Here is a 17546-nt window from a genome sequence, read left to right on the forward strand (position 1 = left end):
CGGCAATATGTCGAGGAGGTCGCCGCCTCCTACTGGATCTACCGCCAGCTCATGAATCAGCAGACCCCGACCCTGGCCATGGCGGCCAGCGATTCGCCGGTCATCGCCGTCGGCAAGGACGAAGGCCCCGCCGCGCCGATCCAGACGGCTTCTGTGCAATAGCTATTTAGAGCGCCGATCTGATCGGCGCTCTAAATCTTTGCTTTGTCGCTCTTCCTTATCCAAAAAATGGAACCACTTTTTGGGGAAACGCTCTTAAACAGGTCTTTGACGCCATGCGGCGCTGAACGCAGATATTGCGGCGGCGCCTCGACCTGCGCGCCCAGCTCCGCCGCAGCATGCCATGGCCAGCGCGGATCGTAGAGCATGGCGCGCGCCAGAGCCACGGCGTCGGCCTTGCCCTCGGCGATAATGTCCTCGGCCTGTTGCGGCTCGGTGATCAGGCCGACCGCGAAGGTGGTCAGTCCGGTCTGCGCCCTGACCGCCTCCGCAAACGGAAGCTGATAACCGGGACCGGCGGCGATCTTCTGATGCGGCGACAACCCGCCGGAGGATGCGTCAATGAAATCGACGCCGCGCATCTTCAGTTCATGCGCGAAAGCAAGGGTCTGCTCCAGATCCCAGCCGCCTTCGACCCAATCCGTCGCCGACACGCGCACGCCAACCGGCTTATGCGAAGGATAAGCCGCACGCACGGCGTCGAATACCTCCAGCGGAAAGCGCATCCGGTTCTCCAGCGACCCGCCATAGGCGTCGTCGCGGGCATTGGACAGCGGCGACAGGAACTGATGCAGCAGATAGCCGTGCGCGGCGTGAAGCTCAATCGCGTCGATCCCCAGCCGGTCGGCGCGGATGGCGGCCTGAACAAAGGCGTCGCGCACCCGCGCCAGCCCCGCCGCATCCAGCGCCATCGGCGCTGCATCGCCATCATGGAACGACAAAGCCGACGGCGCATGGGTGCGCCAGCCCGTCGGCGCGTCCGGCGCAATCTGCGCGCCGCCCCGCCACGGCGCCTGGCATGACGCCTTGCGCCCGGCATGCGCCAACTGCATCGCCACAGGTATGTCCGACCAGCGCCGGATCGCCGCCAGGACGGGCTTCAGCGCCGCCTCGCAGGCGTCATCGTAAAGCCCCAGATCATGCGGCGTGATGCGTCCGTCCGCCTCCACCGCCGTCGCCTCAGTGATCAAAAGCCCCGCGCCCGACAGGGCCAGATGGCCGAGATGGATCATATGCCAGTCGGTCGCACACCCGTCCTCCGCCGAATACTGGCACATGGGCGAGATCACGATGCGATTGCGCAAATTCAGGTCACGCAGAGATATGGGTGAAAACAGGACGCTCATAATCATCTCCATATTGGACTAAGGCCAGATATAGAGCTTCTCATCCGCTTGGCCAGCGCTTCAGATGAAACGGATGCGTCCAGCGGCACAGAGGATTTGCCAATCCGTGCGAAACCGGCCACAAGGGCGCATGTTCGCGCGCCTGAAAGCCATCCCCTACCTGCCTCTGCTGATCGGTCTGACCCTGTTGCGGCTGCTGGCGGCGGCGCGCGCAGGGCTCGTGCCGGACGAGACCTATTACTGGCTGTGGGCGCAGCATCTTAGCTTCGGTTATTACGATCATCCGCCGATGGTCGCGTGGTGGATCGCGGCCTTTGCGTTCGCCAGCAAGGCCGCCCTGTGCGTGCGCCTGCCCTTCATCCTCGGCTTTCTGGCCCTGTGCTGGCTGGTCTATGACACAGCCAAAGCCCTGTTCGATCAGACGATCGCCCGCCGCGCGCTGTTGTGGCTCAATGCCTGCCTGCTGCTCAGCGTCGGCACGGTGGTCGCCACCCCCGATCCGCCCAGCGTACTGATGTGGGCGGGCGGCCTGTGGGCGCTGGCGCGGCTTGTAACAAGCGGCGACGGACGCTGGTGGCTCGTCTTCGGCCTGTTCGCCGGTCTCGGCGTCGAGGCCAAATACACCAATCTGGTCCTCGGCCTCGGCGTGCTGGTCTGGCTGATCATGGACCGCGATGCCCGGCGCTGGCTGATTTCGCCTTGGCTATGGCTGGGCGGCGTGATCGCGGTCGTGACTATGGCCCCGAACCTGATCTGGAACGCGCAGCACGGCTGGATCACCGTCGCCAAGCAGTTCGGCCGCATCGAGGCAAGCCACCTAAGCGCGCGTTACCTGCTCGAATTCCTGCTCACCCAACCCCTGCTGCTCAACCCGTTCATCGCCGCCTTCGCAGGTCTGGCCATCCTTAGGTGGTTCAAGGTGAAAACTGCAGCGACGACCCTGCTGATCGCCCTGCCCCTGCCGCTGATCCTTTACCTTCTGGTCCACGTCTTCCACGACCGCATTCAGGGCAACTGGCCCGCGCCGGTCTTTCCCGGCCTCGTGCTGCTGGCGGCGTCGGCGGGCGATGCGTGGGGCTGGGCGCGCAAGGCCGCCGCGCCGTTCGGCATCGGCGTCAGCGTCCTCGCGCTCGGTTTTCTGGCGCTCGGCGATCTGGCCCCGCCTCTGGGCGCGGTGGGACAGACGCAAGGCTGGGACGGACTGTCGCAACGGATCGAAGCCGTCCGCAAAACCACAGGCGCAGACTGGATCGCCAGCACGGATTACGACCTTCAAGGCGAACTGGCCTATCATCTTGGCCCGCAGGACGTGACCGCGACGGCGGAGCGCGCGCGCTACGCCTGGGACGGACGCGATCCGGCGGGCAAGGCGCTGATCGTGGTCGCCGCCGGTCACGCGCCGAAGCTCGACCACTGTTTCAGCAACCTGCAAGACCTCGGCGCCGTCACGCGTGGGCCAACCTCCTCGCGCAAGGCCCCCTCGCATAAGACCGATGTGCGGCTTTACACCGGCCTTCCGCGCGCGCCCGGTTGCGACACCGATTAAACCAGCGTCGCTTCCAGCGTGATCGGCACGGCGGCCAGAGCCTTGGAGATCGGGCAATTGGCCTTGGCGCCCGCTGCGATATCCTGAAACTGGTCGTTATTGATGCCGGGGATTTTCGCATTCAGCTTCAGCGTAATGCCGGTGACCGAAAAACCGCCGTCGCCCGGTTGCAGATTGACCAGCGCCTCGGCATCGATGCTGTCGGCGGTGAAACCCGACGCCGCCAGCGCAAAGGCCAGGGCCATTGAAAAGCACCCCGAATGCGCCGCGGCGATCAGTTCCTCAGGATTGGTCCCGGCCTTGCCGTCGGCGTTCTCGAAACGCAGTTTGAAACTGTAGGGTTGCGCGTTCAGAACGCCGCTTTGCGTGGTCAACTGGCCTTCGCCCTGCTGGCCGTTCCCGGCCCAATGCGCTTTTGCTGTGCGGATCATCGGAGGTCTCCTTTTTGCTGACGCCGAGCTACGGGTAAGCGGTAAAGCGGGTTGGCGCAAGCGTTTGCGCCTCACAAAGCCGGGAGCGAAAAGACCCTCCGGCGCGGGGCCGGAGGGTCTTGTTTTCCACGCTGGCGTTCGGGGGCAAAACCAGGCGGCGGAAAAGCCTATTGTTTGATCTTGGAAATCTTCGTGCCTTCCAGAGCCACGCCCGCCATCAGGCCGGACTGGCTGAAGATAAAGGCGTAGGCGTCGTCCTTGAGCGTCGAGGTCGAGAGATTGCGCGCCACGCCCTGATCGACCACGACGACATTGGGGCCGACGCCGATCTCAAGGCCGGACGAGTCGTGCAGATATTTCAGCGCGTCGTCATTCATCAGAAAGACCGCGTAGGAATAGGACTGCACGCCCGCCTGCAAACCCCAGGAGCCCGAAAAGGAGTTGTAATAGTTCTCCACCCCGCCATTGACCAGCAGTTCGCCCTCGCCATAGGAGCCGCCGAAGACGAGGCCCGCTTTGACGATGCTGGGGAAGATCAGCACGGCCTTGGCGCGCGACCCGATCAGCTTGGCGGTCGGATTGCTGGCGTAAAGATTGTTGAGCGCCGCCTTGGCGTCGCGGTCGATATCGGCCTTGGTCGCCGCCTGCGCCGCCGTCGGCGCCAGGGCGGGCGCCATCGCCGCCGTGCAGAGCGCAAACGCCAGGGCCGCGCCATTGAAGTTGAGCTTGAACATGGGGGGCCTCCGCCGGGGGTGAATGATGCGACGACCCTAGGCGATGGGGCATGGCGATGCGATGCGCGCTTCCGGCGGGAAATATCAGGATAAGGTAAGTCAGGCAGCGTCGAGAAAGGCGCGCAGGCTTGCGCGCAAAATGGCCTCATCCTTCAGTTCGCATTCCCACAACACCAGAACGCGCCAGCCCTGTTCCGCCAGAGCGTTCAGAGCGCGCGCGTCGCGGTCGCGGTTGCGCCCGATCTTGGCGGTCCAGTAATGGGCATTTGTCTTGGGGACGCGCGCGCCGCGACGGCAATCGTGACCGTGCCAGAAACAGCCGTGGATGAAGATCACCTTACGGGGGCCCGCAAAGACGAGATCGGGATGGCCGGGCAGATCCCTGCGATGCAGGCGATAGCGATAGCCCATGCCGTGCAGCAGACGGCGCACGCGCAGTTCCGGCGTGGTGTCCTTGGATTTAACCGCGCGCATGGTGCGCGACCGCAAACTATCCGTCGTCGTCGCCGTCTTCCGCAACCGAGGCCGCGCCTCCCAGCGCTTCATAGCGGCGCGCCGCCAGCCACTGCAAGCGTTTGGCCTGGGTCAGCAGCACGCGCCTCAGCCCCCCTTGCACCTTACGCTCGGAAATCACCTGCGCCAAGCGCGAGATGATCAGCGAGCGCCGCGCAATGCGATAGTCGGGATGGGCGCGCAGGTCGAAGACGCGCTCGGACACCACGCGCGCCCGAAAGGATTGCGGCAGATCGACGATCATGGCGCCGGACGGCGGGTCTTTCTCGTTCAGAATCGCCTTGAAGCGCGAACGCTCGACGGCCTGCGCCGTCACCTGCCGCTCCAGCGCGTCGAGATGGGCGCGGGCGGCGGGGTCCGATGATTTGACGTTCTCAAACTGCGGCAGGGGCCAGACCTCAATCTCGAACACTTCGAACGGGTCCAGCACCGACATGGCGACCGCGTCGGTGCGCTGATTGGTCAGGTGGCGGCGGATGCGCGTGCGCAGGCGCTCATTGGTCTGGCCGACATAGATCGGTTCGCGATCGTAGTCGAAAAAGGCGTACACGCCCCAGCGGAAATGGCCGATCTTCTGCGTCGCGCCGTCCTGCGTGGTAAAAGGCGTATCGAGAAAAGCGGCGAGATTTTCGCGCAGGTCGTTCGTCTCGAACGGCGGCGCGTGGATGGTATCGGGTCCGGGCAGGGTCACGAGACCTGACGCAGCGCGGCGCTTTCCCCGGCCAGCAGCGGCTCGAACAGGTGCTGCGCCAGATGGCGCACCACCGGCACGACCACGCCGTCGCCGGTCAGATGGTAGGCTTCGTTATATTTGTGCGGCAGACGGTAGCTGTCCGGCAGGCCCATCAGCCGCGCCGTCTCGCGCGCCGAGATCAGCCTTGACCGGATCGCCCGGCCCTCGACCACCATGATCACCTGCCGCGACGAACCGCCCGCCGGGGTGCGCAGGCAGCCGGCGACGTCGTCGAAACGCACCTCGGCGCGCTGCACCTTGTCGCCGTTCTCGTTCAGGCGGGTGCGCTTATAGATGGCCCCGACCATGCGCCGTCCGGCGCGGCGGGCGGCGTCCACCTTGTCGAGATTAACCGGCGACATCATGGCCAGCAGGCGCTGCGTTTCCTGCGGCGTGTGCCAGGCGACGCTGTCGGGATGGTCCTCGATCAGGTCGGCGAAGCTGTCGGCGCGGTGCGGCGGCGTCGGCAGGTTCCACCAGACATGACGCGCGCGCACGGCTTTGGGCAGGCGCGCAATGGCGTGACGCACGGCGCGGCTGTGGAACGGATCGAGCGGCTCGCAGGCGGTCAGGGCGTCGCTGGCGACATCGTCGCGCACGCCGACTACGAACAGGCGCGGACGCGACTGCGGCACGAACAGGGCCGCGTCGATGCTTAGGGCGCCGTAACGATAGCCGGCTTTGGCGAAGGTCGCGCAGATCGCCTCGAAATCGCGCCCGCCGTGCGAGGTCAGGGTTCCGACGACATTCTCGATCACCACCAGCTTCGGCGCGCGCCCGTCTTCGATCAGGCCATGCAGCACGTCCCAGAACGGATAAAAGGCGCCGGAACGCTCGCCGCTCAGCCCCTTGCCGACGCCCGCCAGAGACAGATCCTGACACGGGAACGAACCCCAGACCAGATCGGCCTGGCCCGGCAAATCGGCGGCCCGCACCGCGCGCACGTCGCCGACGCGCAATTCGCCGCCAACGCCCCAGTTCGCCTGATAGCTCAGGCCCTTGCGCGCGTCGAAATCATTGGCGAACAGACAGTCCCAGCCTTCGCCCAGTCCGGCGCGCGCCATGCCGCCGCCCGCGAAGAATTCGTAAAAGCTGAACATCTGCGCCCTCATGCCGCAACCCTGCCCTGATTCGACCGCCGCCGAATCGTCAAAACAGAATGTTCCGCAATTGTTCTCAGGCGCCAGCGTTTGTCAACCGCCGAACGAGAACAGGCGGCGGTGCTCCTCGATGGCGAAGGCGTCGGTCATGCCGGCGATATAGTCGCAGACGACGCGGGCGCGCGCCGCCTCCGTGTCTTTCGAGCAGACGAGCTGGAACCAGGCGGTCGGCAGGGTGTCCGGCTCGTGCATGAACTGCTGGAACATCTCGTTCAGAGTGCGCTTGGCGTAGGAGCGCACGCGGTTGATCCTGTAGTGCTTGTACATGCGCTCATAAAGAAAGCCTCGCAGCCGCGACAGGTCGTCATAAACCGGCTTTGAGAAGGCGACCATCTGGCGCCTGGCGGCGCGCGCGTTCTCGATGCTCTGCACGCCGTCCTCGGCCAGCCGTCTGTGCGTCTCGATCATGACGTCCTGCATCATCACGCCGATCATGCGCCGCACGCCTTCCAGCCGCAGCATGCGCGGCTCAAGGTCGGGCCAGTCCTCGCGCACGCTGCGCAGGGCCGCGCCGATCAACGGCACCTCCAGAAGGTCGTCGATGCTGAACAGACCGGCGCGCAGCCCGTCATCGACGTCGTGGTTGTTGTAGGCGATGTCGTCGGCGATGGCCGCGCACTGCGCCTCCAGCGAGGCGAAACTGTCCGGGCGCAAGTCCCACTGGGCGTTGAAGTCGGCCAGCGCCTTCCAGGACGGCTCCTCCATATGGTGCGACACCGGCCCGTTGTGCTTGATCACGCCTTCCAGCGTTTCCCAGGTCAGGTTCAGGCCGTCAAACGCCGGATAGCGCACCTCAAGCCGGGTCAGCACGCGGAAGGTCTGGACATTGTGGTCGAAACCGCCCCACGGCGCCATGCAGGCGTGCAGTTCGTCCTCGCCCGCGTGGCCGAACGGCGGATGGCCAAGATCGTGCGCCAGCGCGATCGTCTCGGCCAGGTCTTCGTCGAGACGCAGCGAATGGGCCAGCGAGCGCGCAATCTGCGCGACTTCGAGCGAATGGGTCAGGCGGGTGCGGAAATAATCCCCCTCATTGGCGACGAAAACCTGCGTCTTGCCCTTGAGGCGGCGGAAGGCGGTGGAATGGATGATGCGGTCGCGGTCGCGCGCGAAGGCCGTGCGCGTCGGACTATCCGCCTCGGCGTGCAGACGTCCCCGGCTTGCGGCGACGTCGGCGGCGTAGGGGGCGAGTTCGGACATCACGGCTCCAGATCGGTTCGGGCCTGTGGATATACTCTAAAATGTAACCATCGCCTAAAAATAAGTCGCCTGGGTGGGTGGAATGTGCGTGTGGGGGGTGATTTTTAGGGCATTTAGGCCCATATTCTGGGCTAATTTGGTCTTTTTGCGTTAAAATCATGAGCCATAACATCACCCTCACCGCCGCCGCCGCCCGCCATCTGAACCGCCTGTCCGATGCGGCGGGCCACAAGGTCATGCTGCGCGTCCAGGTCGAGGGCGGCGGCTGCTCCGGCTTTCAGTATGTGCTGGACCTGACCGATGCAGCCAACGACGACGAAAGCCGCATCGAACATGACGGCGCGGTCGCGCTGGTCGATGAGGTGTCCGCGCCTTTAATGGCCGGGTCGATGATCGACTATGTCGAGGAGCTGGTTGGCTCGCAGTTCAAGATTCTCAATCCGCTGGCGGTGTCGTCCTGCGGCTGCGGAACCAGTTTCGCGTTATAGAATCCGCTCAGGCGACCGAAGGCAACCGCGCTACGTTACAATGCGTCCACAGCTTGTCCATCGCCTGCACCAGATGATCCATCATGCCGTCGTCATGGTCGGGCGACGGCGTAAAGCGCAGCCGCTCGGTCCCCTTCGGCACGGTCGGATAGTTGATCGGCTGGACATAAACGCCGTAGTCATTGAGCAGGATGTCCGAGATCATCTTGCAGTGCTTGGGATTGCCGACATGCACCGGCACGATGTGCGACACCGACGGCAGCACCGGCAGGCCCGCGGCGCGGAAGCGGTCTTTCAGCGCCTGGGCGCGCTCCTGATGCTGGACGCGCTTTTCGTTATGGTCTTTCAACCAATTCACCGAGGCGGCGGCCCCGGCCATGATGGCGGGCGGCAGTGAGGTGGTGAAGATAAAACCCGACGCCCACAGACGGATCGCATCGATGATGTTGGCGTTGGCGGCGATATAGCCGCCCATCATGCCGAACGCCTTGCCCAGCGTGCCTTCGATAATGTCGATCTGATCCATCACGCCGTCGCGTTCGGCGACGCCTGCGCCGCGCAGGCCGTACATGCCGACGGCGTGGACCTCGTCACTAGAGGTCAGGGCGTTGTATCTCTTGGCCAAAGCGATGGTCGCGGCGATATCGGCGATGTCGCCGTCCATCGAATAGACCGATTCAAACGCGATCAGTTTCGGCGCATTGACCGGGGCGGCCTTCAGCAGTTCCTCAAGATGGTCAAGATCGTTATGGCGATAGATGTGGCGTTCGCCGCGACCGTTGCGGATGCCCTCGATCATCGAGGCGTGGTTCAGCGCGTCGGAAAAAACGATCAGGCCCGGCAAAATCTTGTACAGGGTCGAAAGCGCCGCCTCATTGGCGACATAGCCGGACGAAAAGACCAGCGCCGCTTCTTTCTGGTGCAGGTCAGCCAGTTCGGCCTCTAAATGATTATGATACCAGGTCGTGCCGGAAATATTGCGTGTGCCGCCTGAGCCAGAGCCGACCGCGTCAATGGCGTCATGCATGGCTTTCAGCACCACCGGATTCTGCCCCTGCCCCAGATAGTCGTTTGAGCACCAGACCGTCACCGCCTGCTCGGAGCCGTCGTCCCTGATCCAGGTGGCGCGCGGGAACTGGCCCTGATGACGCTTCAGATTGGCGAAAACGCGATAACGTCCCTCGGAGCGCACCTTATCGACAGCGGCCTCGAAAGCGGCATTATAGTCCATTGCAAAACTCCGGCTGCCTGACAAAAGACAGCAATTCTAACGAGATACCCTCCGTGGCCTGTGGACACAAGCCTTCGGTCGGATAAATATCCGGGCCTTATCATCCTAAATTGCGCTATAATGTAGCAGGACGCCACAGAATTTCCACCACTCAGGATGCGCGAATTGCCGCACCCTGTCGCACCCAACGGATCAGCATGAGCGGAAAGATTTGGATCGGGCTTTTTCGCGGCGTCAATGTCGGCGGCAACAACAAGCTGCCGATGAAGGATTTGAAGGCGCTGATGGAGGCCGATGGCTTTACGGACGTGACGACCTATATCCAGAGCGGCAATGTCGTTTTCCGCTCAGGCCTGTCCGAAGCCGACACCTCCGACCGCATCGAAACCGCCATCGAAAAGCGTTTCGGCTTTCGTCCGCCGCTGTTTCTGGTCACGGCGGAACATTTGCGCAAATTATTAGCGGAAAACCCGTTCCGCGATCATGAGCACAAGGGCAAGGCGCAGCATTTCATGTTCCTGAAAGCGCCTGCGACGTCCGCCGATCTCGACGCCCTCGCCGCTTTGAAGGCCAATGAAGAGGATTTCAGACTGACCTACGACGTTTTCTATCTCTACGCTCCCGAAGGCATAGGCCGCTCGAAACTGGCCGAAAAGATCGGGCGCTACATCAAGGCCGACATGACGGCGCGCAATCTCAACACGGTCGAGACACTGCTGGAGATGGCGAAGGATCTGAAAAATTAGCAGACGCTTCGTCAAACCCTCCCTTTCATCCGCTTGAAGCCTTCCGCCAAAGCGCCTAAATCCGAAAGCCTATCGGAGTCGCGCCGCCATGACCTTCACGCCTACCCTCGCCCCGTTTCCTCTTTTGCGTCCGCGCCGTCTTCGTCAGAACGGGTGGATACGCGATCTGGTGGCGGAGAACCGGCTTTCGACCTCCGACCTGATCTGGCCGATCTTCGTACATGACCGCGATGTGGCGCGCGAAGCCATTGGTTCGCTCAAGGGCGTTGACCGGCTGAGCGTAGCGGAAGCGGTCAAGGAAGCGAAACTGGCGCGCGACCTCGGCATCCCGGTCCTGGCCCTGTTCCCGCACCTGAGCGACAGCATCCGCACATCCGACGCCAAGGCCGCCATCGACCCGAACGGCCTGATCGCGCAAACCTGCCGCGCCATCAAGGCCGAGGTGCCCGATATCGGCCTTTTGGTCGATATCGCGCTCGATCCCTATACCGATCACGGCCATGACGGCCTGATTATAGGAGATAAGATCGCCAATGACGCCACAGTCGAGATGCTGGTGCAGCAGGCGCTGGTGCTGACGCAGGCGGGCGCCGATATCTGCGCGCCGTCTGACATGATGGACGGACGCATACTTGCGATCCGCAAGGCGTTGGAGGCCGCCGGACATCAGGATACGATGATCATGTCCTATGCCGCAAAGTACGCCTCCGCCTTCTACGGCCCCTATCGCGACGCCATTGGCGTCAAGGCGTTGAAGGGCGATAAAAAGACCTATCAGATGGACTCAGCCAATACGGACGAGGCCCTGCGCGAGGTCGCTATTGATTTGCAAGAGGGCGCCGACATGGTGATGGTCAAGCCCGGCCTGCCCTATCTCGACATCGTGCAGCGCGTCTCGGATACGTTCCGCGTCCCCACCTTCGTCTATCAGGTCTCCGGCGAATATGCGATGATCAAGGCCGCCGTCGAGGCGGGCTTTATGGACCATGACAAGGGCGTGCTGGAAACCCTGCTGGCCTTCAAGCGCGCCGGGGCGTCCGGCATATTGACCTATTTCGCGCGCCATGTGGCGGAACTTTTGAAAGCCTGATCCATGACCGCTTCCGTTATCGCCAACCTGCGCCAGGCCTATGATCAGGGCGGCTATGTCCGCCTTGAAATCGAGGACGGCGGCCATGAAGGCTTCGTTGTGGGCATGAGCGCGCAGTTCGTCCTGCTGCAAGCCATTTACGAATGGCAGGACTATGGCGCCATGGTCATCCCTATCGAACGCATCGAGGCATGCGAAACCTCGGAATTTCATGACGCGCAGGTGCGCATCCTCGACTTCAACAGCGTCAAACGCACCAAACGCTTCGCCTGGGTGAAGCTGGGGGGCTATCCCGACCTGTTCCGTTCGCTCAAGGCCAAGGGTAGATTCGTCGTGCTGACGCAGGATGACGAAGCCGATGTCGGCGAAATCGTCGAGGTGACCCCGGACAGCGTGGCGCTGAAAGCGGTCGATCCGGGCGGAAACTGGATCGAGGATGAAATCGAGTTCGCCTATGATGACATCAGCCTGATCCAGTTCGACGACAATTACAGCCGTGTCCTGCAACGCTATGTCGCGCGGGCCGCAGCGCTGAATTAACCGGTTTGGGGCTGACAAAACGGCGGGCGGCGCCTACCTTAAAGGTCTTACAAAGGAGGTTCTCATGAAGATGCTCGCTCTTCTGTTCGCCCTGCTGGCCACGCCCGCCGCCGCGCAGATCACGGCGGAAAAGCTTCCGCCCGCGCAACCCTCCACGCCGCCGCCGCCGCAAACCTGGGTGCAGTGCAGCTATTTCGACTTCAACCGCAACCAGTCCTACGAGTCCAATGTCTTCAAGGTTGACGCCAACCTGAAGCCCGACGGCCCGAACCTCGCCATCTTCGCCGAAGGCTTCGAGCAGGCGATCCATGACCAGTTCAAGGTTCCCGTCGATACGCGCCCCGTCGAATGCGACACGGTCGGCGACTGGCGCGTCCAGACCGAGTTGCAGAGGCAGAAGGACATTCAGTCCGGCAAGATCACCCTGGCGCCCGACGATCACCGCGTCGCCTGGCCTGCCTCGTAAGCGCGGCTCAATCCTTCGCGCTGACGGCGAAGTGGACGACCACCCGCAAGCCGGAGCGTCCGTCGCTGCGGTCATCCAGCGATATGCGCGCCGATAGTCGCGATGCGGCCTCCTGTGCGATGGCGAGACCCAGTCCCGCACCGGCTTCGGTGTTGCCAGGCGCGCGCCAGAAACGCTCAAAGGCGTGCGCGCGTTCGCTTTCGCTCATACCCGGTCCGGTGTCGCTGATGACCAGCACACCCTTGGCCAGTTCTATGAGCGCCTCTCCGCCGTCCGGCGCATATTTGACGGCATTGTCGATCAGGTTCGCCAATAATGGATGCAGCAGCGCCTCTGGGCCGGACGTCGCATCTGTGTCATCCATTTCGACAATGATCTCAACCTGCCGACGCGCCGCCACTGGGGCTATGTCGGCGATCACGGAGGACAGAACCTCCTTCACAGGTACGGCGGTCAGGCCGATGGCGCCGGAAGCCTCGACCTGCGCCAGCGCGAGAAGTTGATCGACCATGCCCGAAACGCGCTGCGTAGAAGCGTGGACACCCGCCAGGCGTGTCTGCAATTCCTCCGGGCTCTGGCTGCGCGCGGCCAGTTGCGCTTCGATGCTGAGCCCGGCCAGCGGGGTGCGTAACTGATGCGCAGCCATATCGATAAAACGGCGCTCGCGACCGACCGCGCCCTCAATGCGATCGAACAGACGATTCAGCGTCTCGATCAGCGGATGCAGTTCGCTGGCCCAGTCCTCAGTCCGTGGACGCAGAAAAGGCGGGCGATCCTTCTGTTTGGCCAGGGCGTCGCTGAACTGATCAAGATGGCTGAGGCTGATATGCATGCCGCGCAGCAGGGCAAGGATCAACAGGATTGCGATCAGCAGAAACGGCGCAATCATTTCCAGAGCCATGCGCATGACGATGCGGTTGCGCGCGCCCAGCGGCTCTCCAACCTGCACCACCGGACCGTTGCGCGGCGCGGCGTGGGTGTAATAACGCCACGTCACGCCGTGGTCGCGAACTTCCTGAAACCGGTCATAGGTCACCGGGGCTGGCGCGGACAGGGCTGGCCCCGCGCGCGACGCCCAGCACGTCTTGCCGCCGTACCAGACGCGGAACATGCGCCAGCGCGCATAGTCGATAAAGGCGCTCCGGTCTTCGTCGGACAAGAGCGGAAAATCGCACGAAGGCGGCCTGCGCGGCGTCATAGCGCGCTGCGCCGACAGTTCATCCGCCATCAGGCTGACCAGCATCACGCCGCCCATGCGCAACTGCGAATCAAAACCGCGGTTGACCAGTGACGACAGCGTCGTAACTGCAACAGCGCTGATCAGAATCATGCCCAGAATGACGACGATCACGCCGCGCAGGAAGACGGACCGGGTCAGGGACCGCGCGCGGCGCGGCGTCGCCGGCCTCATCGCCGGACCATATAGCCAAGGCCGCGCGCCGTCAGAATGACCTCGGCGCCGAGTTTCTTACGCAGGCCATAGACCGCCGTTTCAATCGTATTGCTCTCGATATCAGCGGCGTCTTCATAGACAGCGTATTCGATATCGGGCTTGGACACCCAGCGCCCGATACGGCTTGTCAACAGCGACAGGACGCGGAACTCCCTCTGGGTCAAAAGGACGCTGCGCTCGCCTGCACGCACGACCTGACCATTGAGGTCGAGTTCATAAGGACCAAATTGCACGAAATCCGCCGCCATGCCCCACGACCGACGCAATAGCGCGCGCGTTCGGGCCGTCACTTCGTCAAGGTCATAGGGTTTGGTGACATAGTCGTCAGCCCCGGAGTCCAGACCTTCCAACCGCATCTCTCTCTGCGCCGACGCCGTGACGATCATGACTGGAACGCTTTGCCCGTCGCGCCGCAGGGTTTTGAGAAATTTCAAGCCGTCGCCATCCGGCAGGCCCAGATCGAGAAGTATGGCCGCCGGTTGATGACGACGGGCCAACACAGCATTGGCGGCATCCAGCCGATCGGCCAGATCAACGCTGTAACCCGCCTTCTGCAATCCTGTTTTCAGTCCCTCGCCCAGAATGGGATCGTCCTCAATCACCAGCAATCTTGTCGTCACGTCATGCGCCCCGTCACCGCATTTAACAATCTAAGGCTGCAATCAGTTTCACATCAGCAATGTGTCTTACTGTGCCGCCGAATTCTATCAGTCATACAGGCTAACCATGTCTTTTGTGCGTTTTCTGGCTACGGCAAAGCGTATCCGCCAGAAGTTCGGTTTCGGAAAAATGCGTTTTTTCGTCATCAAATACTGGCAGATGTATCCTTGGTCGGCGCGCTGGATCACTTACACCGAAGCCAATCATCTGCTCTACACCGGGCAGGAACCGCCCATAGAAATGCTGCGGACCAAGTTTACGCGCAGCTATTACAGCCGCAAACTGTCGCCACGTCAGAAGCTCTCCCTGCTGACCGGGCATTATAACAGTGAAGTCGACATAATGCGCCCGGACCTTATCGCAAGCCTGATGCGCGGCGACGTCATTCCGTTGGCGCGCCTTGACGACAAACAGGGCCAATCCTACAGTTTCAGCCTGCATCGACATGAACGCTACCGCGCCGAAGGCGAAATCACCCTGTTCCTAAAGGCGGACAGCGAAGATCTGGCCCTGGCGGCGCTGACCTTTCACATCGGACGCGCGGATGATGGCCGCCGCGTTCTCAGGATCGGCGGTCTGCAAGGTCCAGCCGCCGAGGACGCCAAGCAACGCATCATCGCCGCGACGCGCGCCTTGCACGGCTGGCGCCCGAAGGCGGCAAACCTCTATGTCGCCGGGGCGTTGGCGGAACTGTTCGGCGCCGAAACGCTGGAGACCATTCCCGACGCCTGGCACCCCCTACGCAATGCGCGTCACGCCTTCCTGGCCAATAATGAGCAGTTCTGGCTTGAAAACGGCGCCAAGCATCTGGCGAGCGGCTATTTCGAAAGGCCAGCGCGGCGGCCGGAAACGCGCGTCGCAGCCGACATACCGGCCAAGAAACGTAAGGACTGGCAAGCCCGACAAGCGCTCAAGGCCTCGCTCGACCAGCAGATCGCCGCCAGCCTGGCGCCGCTTCTGCTGGCGTCGCCTTTGGTCAGGTCCCGGCAGGAGGCCGCCTGACCTCCCGTCAGGATTTCCGCCGCGCCTCGGAATAGAACTGATCGACCAGCGCCGCTCGCCTGGCCGACATCATGAGCCTGTAACCTTGCGCGTCGCATGTGCGTAATGAGGATATATGCAGCGCCTTATTCCGATCCTTACCCTTATCCTGAGCGCCTGTGCGCCCGCCATTGCGCAGCCGCAGCGTCCTGTCGTCGTCGAACTGTTCACCAGTCAGGGCTGTTCGTCCTGTCCGCCCGCCCACGCCGTTCTGAACGCTCTGGCCGATGAGAAAAACGTTCTGCCGCTCAGTTTTTCCGTCACCTACTGGGATAATCTTGGCTGGAAGGATACGTTCGGCAATCCGGCCTATACGCAGCGACAATGGGACTATGCGCGCGGCCTGCGCCACGCCAATGTCTATACGCCGCAAATGGTGATTGACGGATTTCGCGACACGCCGGGGCAGAATCTGAAGCCGGTCGAAGCCCTGATTGCGCGCGCCCGGACGGAGCAAACGCCGGGACCGCAACTGACCCTGAACGCCGATCAGGTCAGCCTGTCCGCCGCGCCCGCAGGCGGCGCCTCGTCCGGCGTGGTCTGGCTGATCCGCTACGATCCGCGCCTGCAAAATGTCGCCGTCGGGCGCGGCGAGAATGGCGGCCGCACCCTGCCGCAACGCAATGTCGTGCGCCAGTTGCTCAAACTCGGCGACTGGAACGGCAAGGCGACAAGCTTTTCTTTGCAAAAAGCAAGCGATGCGCGTTTCAAGACCGCCATCCTTGTCCAGCAAGACATTGGCGGCCCCATCCTGGCGGCGGCGACGAATTAGGCGTTCTTGCGACGCGCCTCAAGCCGCGCATGCAGACTGGACGTGTCCCAGCGGCTTCCGCCCATGGCCTGCACCTCGGAATAGAACTGATCGACCAGCGCCGCGACGGCCAGATGGGCGCCGTTAGCGCGCGCTTCGTCGAGCGCGATGCCTAAATCCTTGCGCATCCAATCGACCGCGAAGCCGAAATCGTAGCGGTCCTCGCTCATCGTCTTCCAACGGTTCGACATCTGCCACGAGCCCGCCGCGCCCGCCGAAATGGCGTTGAAGACGAGATCAGCGTCCAGTCCGGCCGACCGGGCGAAGTGCAGCGCCTCGGCCACGCCCTGCACGGCGCCGGCGATGGCGATCTGGTTGCACATCTTGGCCGTCTGACCGGCGCCCGCTTCGCCCAGACGGGTGATGGACTTGGTGTAGGGCGCCGTCAGCGCCTTCATGGCCTCGAACTGCGCCGCATCGCCGCCGACCATGACCGACAACTGACCGTTCTCGGCGCCCGCCTGCCCGCCCGACACCGGCGCGTCGTAGAAGACGACGCCCTTATCGGCGCACAGGGTCGCCATGTCACGCGCTAGTTTGGCCGAGGTCGTGGTGTGGTCGATGACCAGAGCGCCCGCCTTCAGGTGCGGCAGGGCCGCCGTGATCGTCTCGCGCACGTCTTCATCACGACCGACGCACAAAAGCAGCGCGTCGGCGCCCTCGACGGCGTCGGAAATGTCCCGCGCCGCGGTTCCGCCGTATTGTGCGGCCCAGGCTTCCGTTTTAGCGAAGGTGCGGTTATAGCCCGTCACCGCATGGCCCGCCTTGATCAGATGCCCGGCCATCGGCGCGCCCATCACGCCAAGCCCCGCAAAACACAGTTTCATAACATCACTCCCGTATCGCCATAGCGCCCGCGAAAGAACAGCAGGCCCGCGCGCTGCGGATCGCTGTCGAAGGCCAGCACCCGACCGATAATGACCAGATGGTCGCCGACCTCGCGGCGTTCATAAAGTTCGCAGTCCAGAAACGCCGCAGCCTCCTTCAAACGCAGGGGTTGCGCCGCTTCGGTCAAGCCCTCGTCCGGCGTAATATGCGCGTTTTCGCGCGCAAACCGACGCGACAGCAAGGCTTGTCCGGCGCCCAGCAGATTGACGCCGAAGCGCGGCGCGTCGGCATAGACGTCGTAGCGGTGCGCCTTGAGATCGAGGCACCACTGCACCAGAGGCGGCGCCAGCGACACCGAGCTGAACGAATTGGCGGTCATGCCGATGACGTGCCCGGACCTGTGATCGGGGTCAGGGGCGGTGATGACGCAAACGCCGGTGGCGAAACCGCCGAGCGTATGGCGCAGGGCCTTTTTATCCATGATCTCAACTTAATAAAACGCCCCCTCCTGTAAGCCGTTCCGAACCCAAAA

At 63.1% G+C, this 17546-nt stretch carries 20 protein-coding genes; 8 read left to right on the plus strand and 12 right to left on the minus strand.

The window, feature by feature from the left end; translation table 11 throughout:
* Positions 1-191 precede the first annotated feature (191 nt).
* The gene (locus ACTHLA_RS06840; RefSeq protein WP_440186537.1) at positions 192-1346 is read right to left on the minus strand and encodes an NADH:flavin oxidoreductase/NADH oxidase; all 1155 of its coding nucleotides are present in this window, start codon (positions 1344-1346) and stop codon (positions 192-194) included.
* A gap of 130 nt (positions 1347-1476) precedes the next feature.
* Here ACTHLA_RS06840 and ACTHLA_RS06845 point away from each other — a divergent pair, with 130 nt between their 5' ends.
* Positions 1477-2892, plus strand: a complete 1416-nt coding sequence (locus ACTHLA_RS06845; protein ID WP_440186539.1) for an ArnT family glycosyltransferase — start codon at positions 1477-1479, stop codon at positions 2890-2892.
* Here the strand turns inward: ACTHLA_RS06845 and ACTHLA_RS06850 are convergent.
* The 6 genes from ACTHLA_RS06850 to ACTHLA_RS06875 form a co-directional block, all read right to left on the minus strand.
* Complete coding sequence (locus ACTHLA_RS06850; RefSeq protein WP_440186541.1) at positions 2889-3323, minus strand: OsmC family protein; 435 nt, start codon at positions 3321-3323, stop codon at positions 2889-2891. The two genes, ACTHLA_RS06845 and ACTHLA_RS06850, sit on opposite strands and share 4 nt — an antisense overlap.
* 167 nt (positions 3324-3490) lie before the next feature.
* Positions 3491-4057, minus strand: coding sequence for a YSC84-related protein (locus tag ACTHLA_RS06855; protein ID WP_440186543.1), 567 nt, complete (start codon positions 4055-4057; stop codon positions 3491-3493).
* A 99-nt stretch (positions 4058-4156) separates the two neighbouring features.
* Complete coding sequence (locus ACTHLA_RS06860) at positions 4157-4531, minus strand: very short patch repair endonuclease (protein WP_440186545.1); 375 nt, start codon at positions 4529-4531, stop codon at positions 4157-4159.
* Positions 4532-4547: 16 nt separating this feature from the next.
* On the minus strand, positions 4548-5261 hold the full coding sequence (locus tag ACTHLA_RS06865; protein WP_440186547.1) for a GIY-YIG nuclease family protein: 714 nt from the start codon (positions 5259-5261) through the stop codon (positions 4548-4550).
* The gene (locus ACTHLA_RS06870; RefSeq protein WP_440186549.1) at positions 5258-6403 is read right to left on the minus strand and encodes a DNA cytosine methyltransferase; all 1146 of its coding nucleotides are present in this window, start codon (positions 6401-6403) and stop codon (positions 5258-5260) included. The genes ACTHLA_RS06865 and ACTHLA_RS06870 overlap by 4 nt, the downstream gene beginning before the upstream one ends.
* A 93-nt stretch (positions 6404-6496) precedes the next feature.
* Positions 6497-7660 carry a deoxyguanosinetriphosphate triphosphohydrolase gene (locus tag ACTHLA_RS06875; RefSeq protein WP_440186551.1) on the minus strand — a complete coding sequence of 388 codons (1164 nt, stop codon included), beginning with the start codon at positions 7658-7660 and terminating at the stop codon, positions 6497-6499.
* A 158-nt stretch (positions 7661-7818) separates the two neighbouring features.
* Between ACTHLA_RS06875 and ACTHLA_RS06880 the strand changes: the two genes are divergently transcribed.
* Positions 7819-8148, plus strand: coding sequence for a HesB/IscA family protein (locus tag ACTHLA_RS06880; RefSeq protein WP_440186553.1), 330 nt, complete (start codon positions 7819-7821; stop codon positions 8146-8148).
* A gap of 7 nt (positions 8149-8155) precedes the next feature.
* Here the strand turns inward: ACTHLA_RS06880 and hemA are convergent, their stop codons facing one another.
* Positions 8156-9379, minus strand: coding sequence for a 5-aminolevulinate synthase (gene hemA, locus ACTHLA_RS06885; protein ID WP_440186555.1), 1224 nt, complete (start codon positions 9377-9379; stop codon positions 8156-8158).
* A gap of 197 nt (positions 9380-9576) precedes the next feature.
* On the opposite strand from hemA, the gene ACTHLA_RS06890 reads away from it, so the two are divergent.
* From ACTHLA_RS06890 to ACTHLA_RS06905, 4 genes are all read left to right on the plus strand, one after another.
* Positions 9577-10125 (plus strand): DUF1697 domain-containing protein, encoded by a 549-nt coding sequence (locus ACTHLA_RS06890; protein WP_440186557.1) that lies wholly within the window; start codon positions 9577-9579, stop codon positions 10123-10125.
* A gap of 88 nt (positions 10126-10213) precedes the next feature.
* Entirely contained in the window at positions 10214-11215 is a 1002-nt protein-coding gene (hemB, locus tag ACTHLA_RS06895; protein ID WP_440186559.1) for a porphobilinogen synthase, read from the plus strand.
* Positions 11216-11218: 3 nt separating this feature from the next.
* Entirely contained in the window at positions 11219-11755 is a 537-nt protein-coding gene (locus tag ACTHLA_RS06900; protein ID WP_440186561.1) for a hypothetical protein, read from the plus strand.
* Positions 11756-11819: 64 nt separating this feature from the next.
* Entirely contained in the window at positions 11820-12221 is a 402-nt protein-coding gene (locus tag ACTHLA_RS06905; protein WP_440186563.1) for a hypothetical protein, read from the plus strand.
* A 7-nt stretch (positions 12222-12228) separates the two neighbouring features.
* Here the strand turns inward: ACTHLA_RS06905 and ACTHLA_RS06910 are convergent, their stop codons facing one another.
* Together ACTHLA_RS06910 and ACTHLA_RS06915 are read right to left on the minus strand one after the other, a co-directional pair.
* Positions 12229-13632, minus strand: coding sequence for a sensor histidine kinase (locus ACTHLA_RS06910; RefSeq protein ID WP_440186565.1), 1404 nt, complete (start codon positions 13630-13632; stop codon positions 12229-12231).
* On the minus strand, positions 13629-14294 hold the full coding sequence (locus tag ACTHLA_RS06915) for a response regulator transcription factor (protein ID WP_440186567.1): 666 nt from the start codon (positions 14292-14294) through the stop codon (positions 13629-13631). Before ACTHLA_RS06915 ends, ACTHLA_RS06910 begins: the two co-directional genes overlap by 4 nt.
* 169 nt (positions 14295-14463) lie before the next feature.
* Between ACTHLA_RS06915 and ACTHLA_RS06920 the strand changes: the two genes are divergently transcribed.
* Together ACTHLA_RS06920 and ACTHLA_RS06925 are read left to right on the plus strand one after the other, a co-directional pair.
* Positions 14464-15336, plus strand: a complete 873-nt coding sequence (locus ACTHLA_RS06920) for a DUF535 family protein (RefSeq protein WP_440186569.1) — start codon at positions 14464-14466, stop codon at positions 15334-15336.
* A 115-nt stretch (positions 15337-15451) separates the two neighbouring features.
* Positions 15452-16147 (plus strand): DUF1223 domain-containing protein, encoded by a 696-nt coding sequence (locus ACTHLA_RS06925; RefSeq protein WP_440186571.1) that lies wholly within the window; start codon positions 15452-15454, stop codon positions 16145-16147.
* On the opposite strand, the gene ACTHLA_RS06930 is transcribed toward ACTHLA_RS06925, so the two are convergent.
* On the minus strand, positions 16144-17013 hold the full coding sequence (locus ACTHLA_RS06930; RefSeq protein WP_440186573.1) for an NAD(P)-dependent oxidoreductase: 870 nt from the start codon (positions 17011-17013) through the stop codon (positions 16144-16146). The two genes, ACTHLA_RS06925 and ACTHLA_RS06930, sit on opposite strands and share 4 nt — an antisense overlap.
* The gene (locus ACTHLA_RS06935) at positions 17010-17495 is read right to left on the minus strand and encodes a flavin reductase family protein (protein WP_440186575.1); all 486 of its coding nucleotides are present in this window, start codon (positions 17493-17495) and stop codon (positions 17010-17012) included. Before ACTHLA_RS06935 ends, ACTHLA_RS06930 begins: the two co-directional genes overlap by 4 nt.
* Between the last annotated feature and the right edge of the window lie 51 nt (positions 17496-17546).

Source organism: Asticcacaulis sp., from assembly GCF_051956075.1.
In the GTDB taxonomy this organism is placed as follows: Bacteria; Pseudomonadota; Alphaproteobacteria; order Caulobacterales; family Caulobacteraceae; genus Asticcacaulis.

Bases quoted from the DNA above. Each gene is read 5' to 3' on its own strand.
- ACTHLA_RS06840 (WP_440186537.1), bottom strand. From the start codon at position 1,346: ATGAGCGTCCTGTTTTCACCCATATCTCTGCGTGACCTGAATTTGCGC.
- ACTHLA_RS06845 (WP_440186539.1), top strand. From the start codon at position 1,477: ATGTTCGCGCGCCTGAAAGCCATCCCCTACCTGCCTCTGCTGATCGGT.
- ACTHLA_RS06850 (WP_440186541.1), bottom strand. From the start codon at position 3,323: ATGATCCGCACAGCAAAAGCGCATTGGGCCGGGAACGGCCAGCAGGGC.
- ACTHLA_RS06855 (WP_440186543.1), bottom strand. From the start codon at position 4,057: ATGTTCAAGCTCAACTTCAATGGCGCGGCCCTGGCGTTTGCGCTCTGC.
- ACTHLA_RS06860 (WP_440186545.1), bottom strand. From the start codon at position 4,531: ATGCGCGCGGTTAAATCCAAGGACACCACGCCGGAACTGCGCGTGCGC.
- ACTHLA_RS06870 (WP_440186549.1), bottom strand. From the start codon at position 6,403: ATGTTCAGCTTTTACGAATTCTTCGCGGGCGGCGGCATGGCGCGCGCC.
- ACTHLA_RS06875 (WP_440186551.1), bottom strand. From the start codon at position 7,660: ATGTCCGAACTCGCCCCCTACGCCGCCGACGTCGCCGCAAGCCGGGGA.
- ACTHLA_RS06880 (WP_440186553.1), top strand. From the start codon at position 7,819: ATGAGCCATAACATCACCCTCACCGCCGCCGCCGCCCGCCATCTGAAC.
- hemA (WP_440186555.1), bottom strand. From the start codon at position 9,379: ATGGACTATAATGCCGCTTTCGAGGCCGCTGTCGATAAGGTGCGCTCC.
- ACTHLA_RS06890 (WP_440186557.1), top strand. From the start codon at position 9,577: ATGAGCGGAAAGATTTGGATCGGGCTTTTTCGCGGCGTCAATGTCGGC.
- hemB (WP_440186559.1), top strand. From the start codon at position 10,214: ATGACCTTCACGCCTACCCTCGCCCCGTTTCCTCTTTTGCGTCCGCGC.
- ACTHLA_RS06900 (WP_440186561.1), top strand. From the start codon at position 11,219: ATGACCGCTTCCGTTATCGCCAACCTGCGCCAGGCCTATGATCAGGGC.
- ACTHLA_RS06905 (WP_440186563.1), top strand. From the start codon at position 11,820: ATGAAGATGCTCGCTCTTCTGTTCGCCCTGCTGGCCACGCCCGCCGCC.
- ACTHLA_RS06910 (WP_440186565.1), bottom strand. From the start codon at position 13,632: ATGAGGCCGGCGACGCCGCGCCGCGCGCGGTCCCTGACCCGGTCCGTC.
- ACTHLA_RS06920 (WP_440186569.1), top strand. From the start codon at position 14,464: ATGCGTTTTTTCGTCATCAAATACTGGCAGATGTATCCTTGGTCGGCG.
- ACTHLA_RS06925 (WP_440186571.1), top strand. From the start codon at position 15,452: ATGCAGCGCCTTATTCCGATCCTTACCCTTATCCTGAGCGCCTGTGCG.
- ACTHLA_RS06930 (WP_440186573.1), bottom strand. From the start codon at position 17,013: ATGAAACTGTGTTTTGCGGGGCTTGGCGTGATGGGCGCGCCGATGGCC.
- ACTHLA_RS06935 (WP_440186575.1), bottom strand. From the start codon at position 17,495: ATGGATAAAAAGGCCCTGCGCCATACGCTCGGCGGTTTCGCCACCGGC.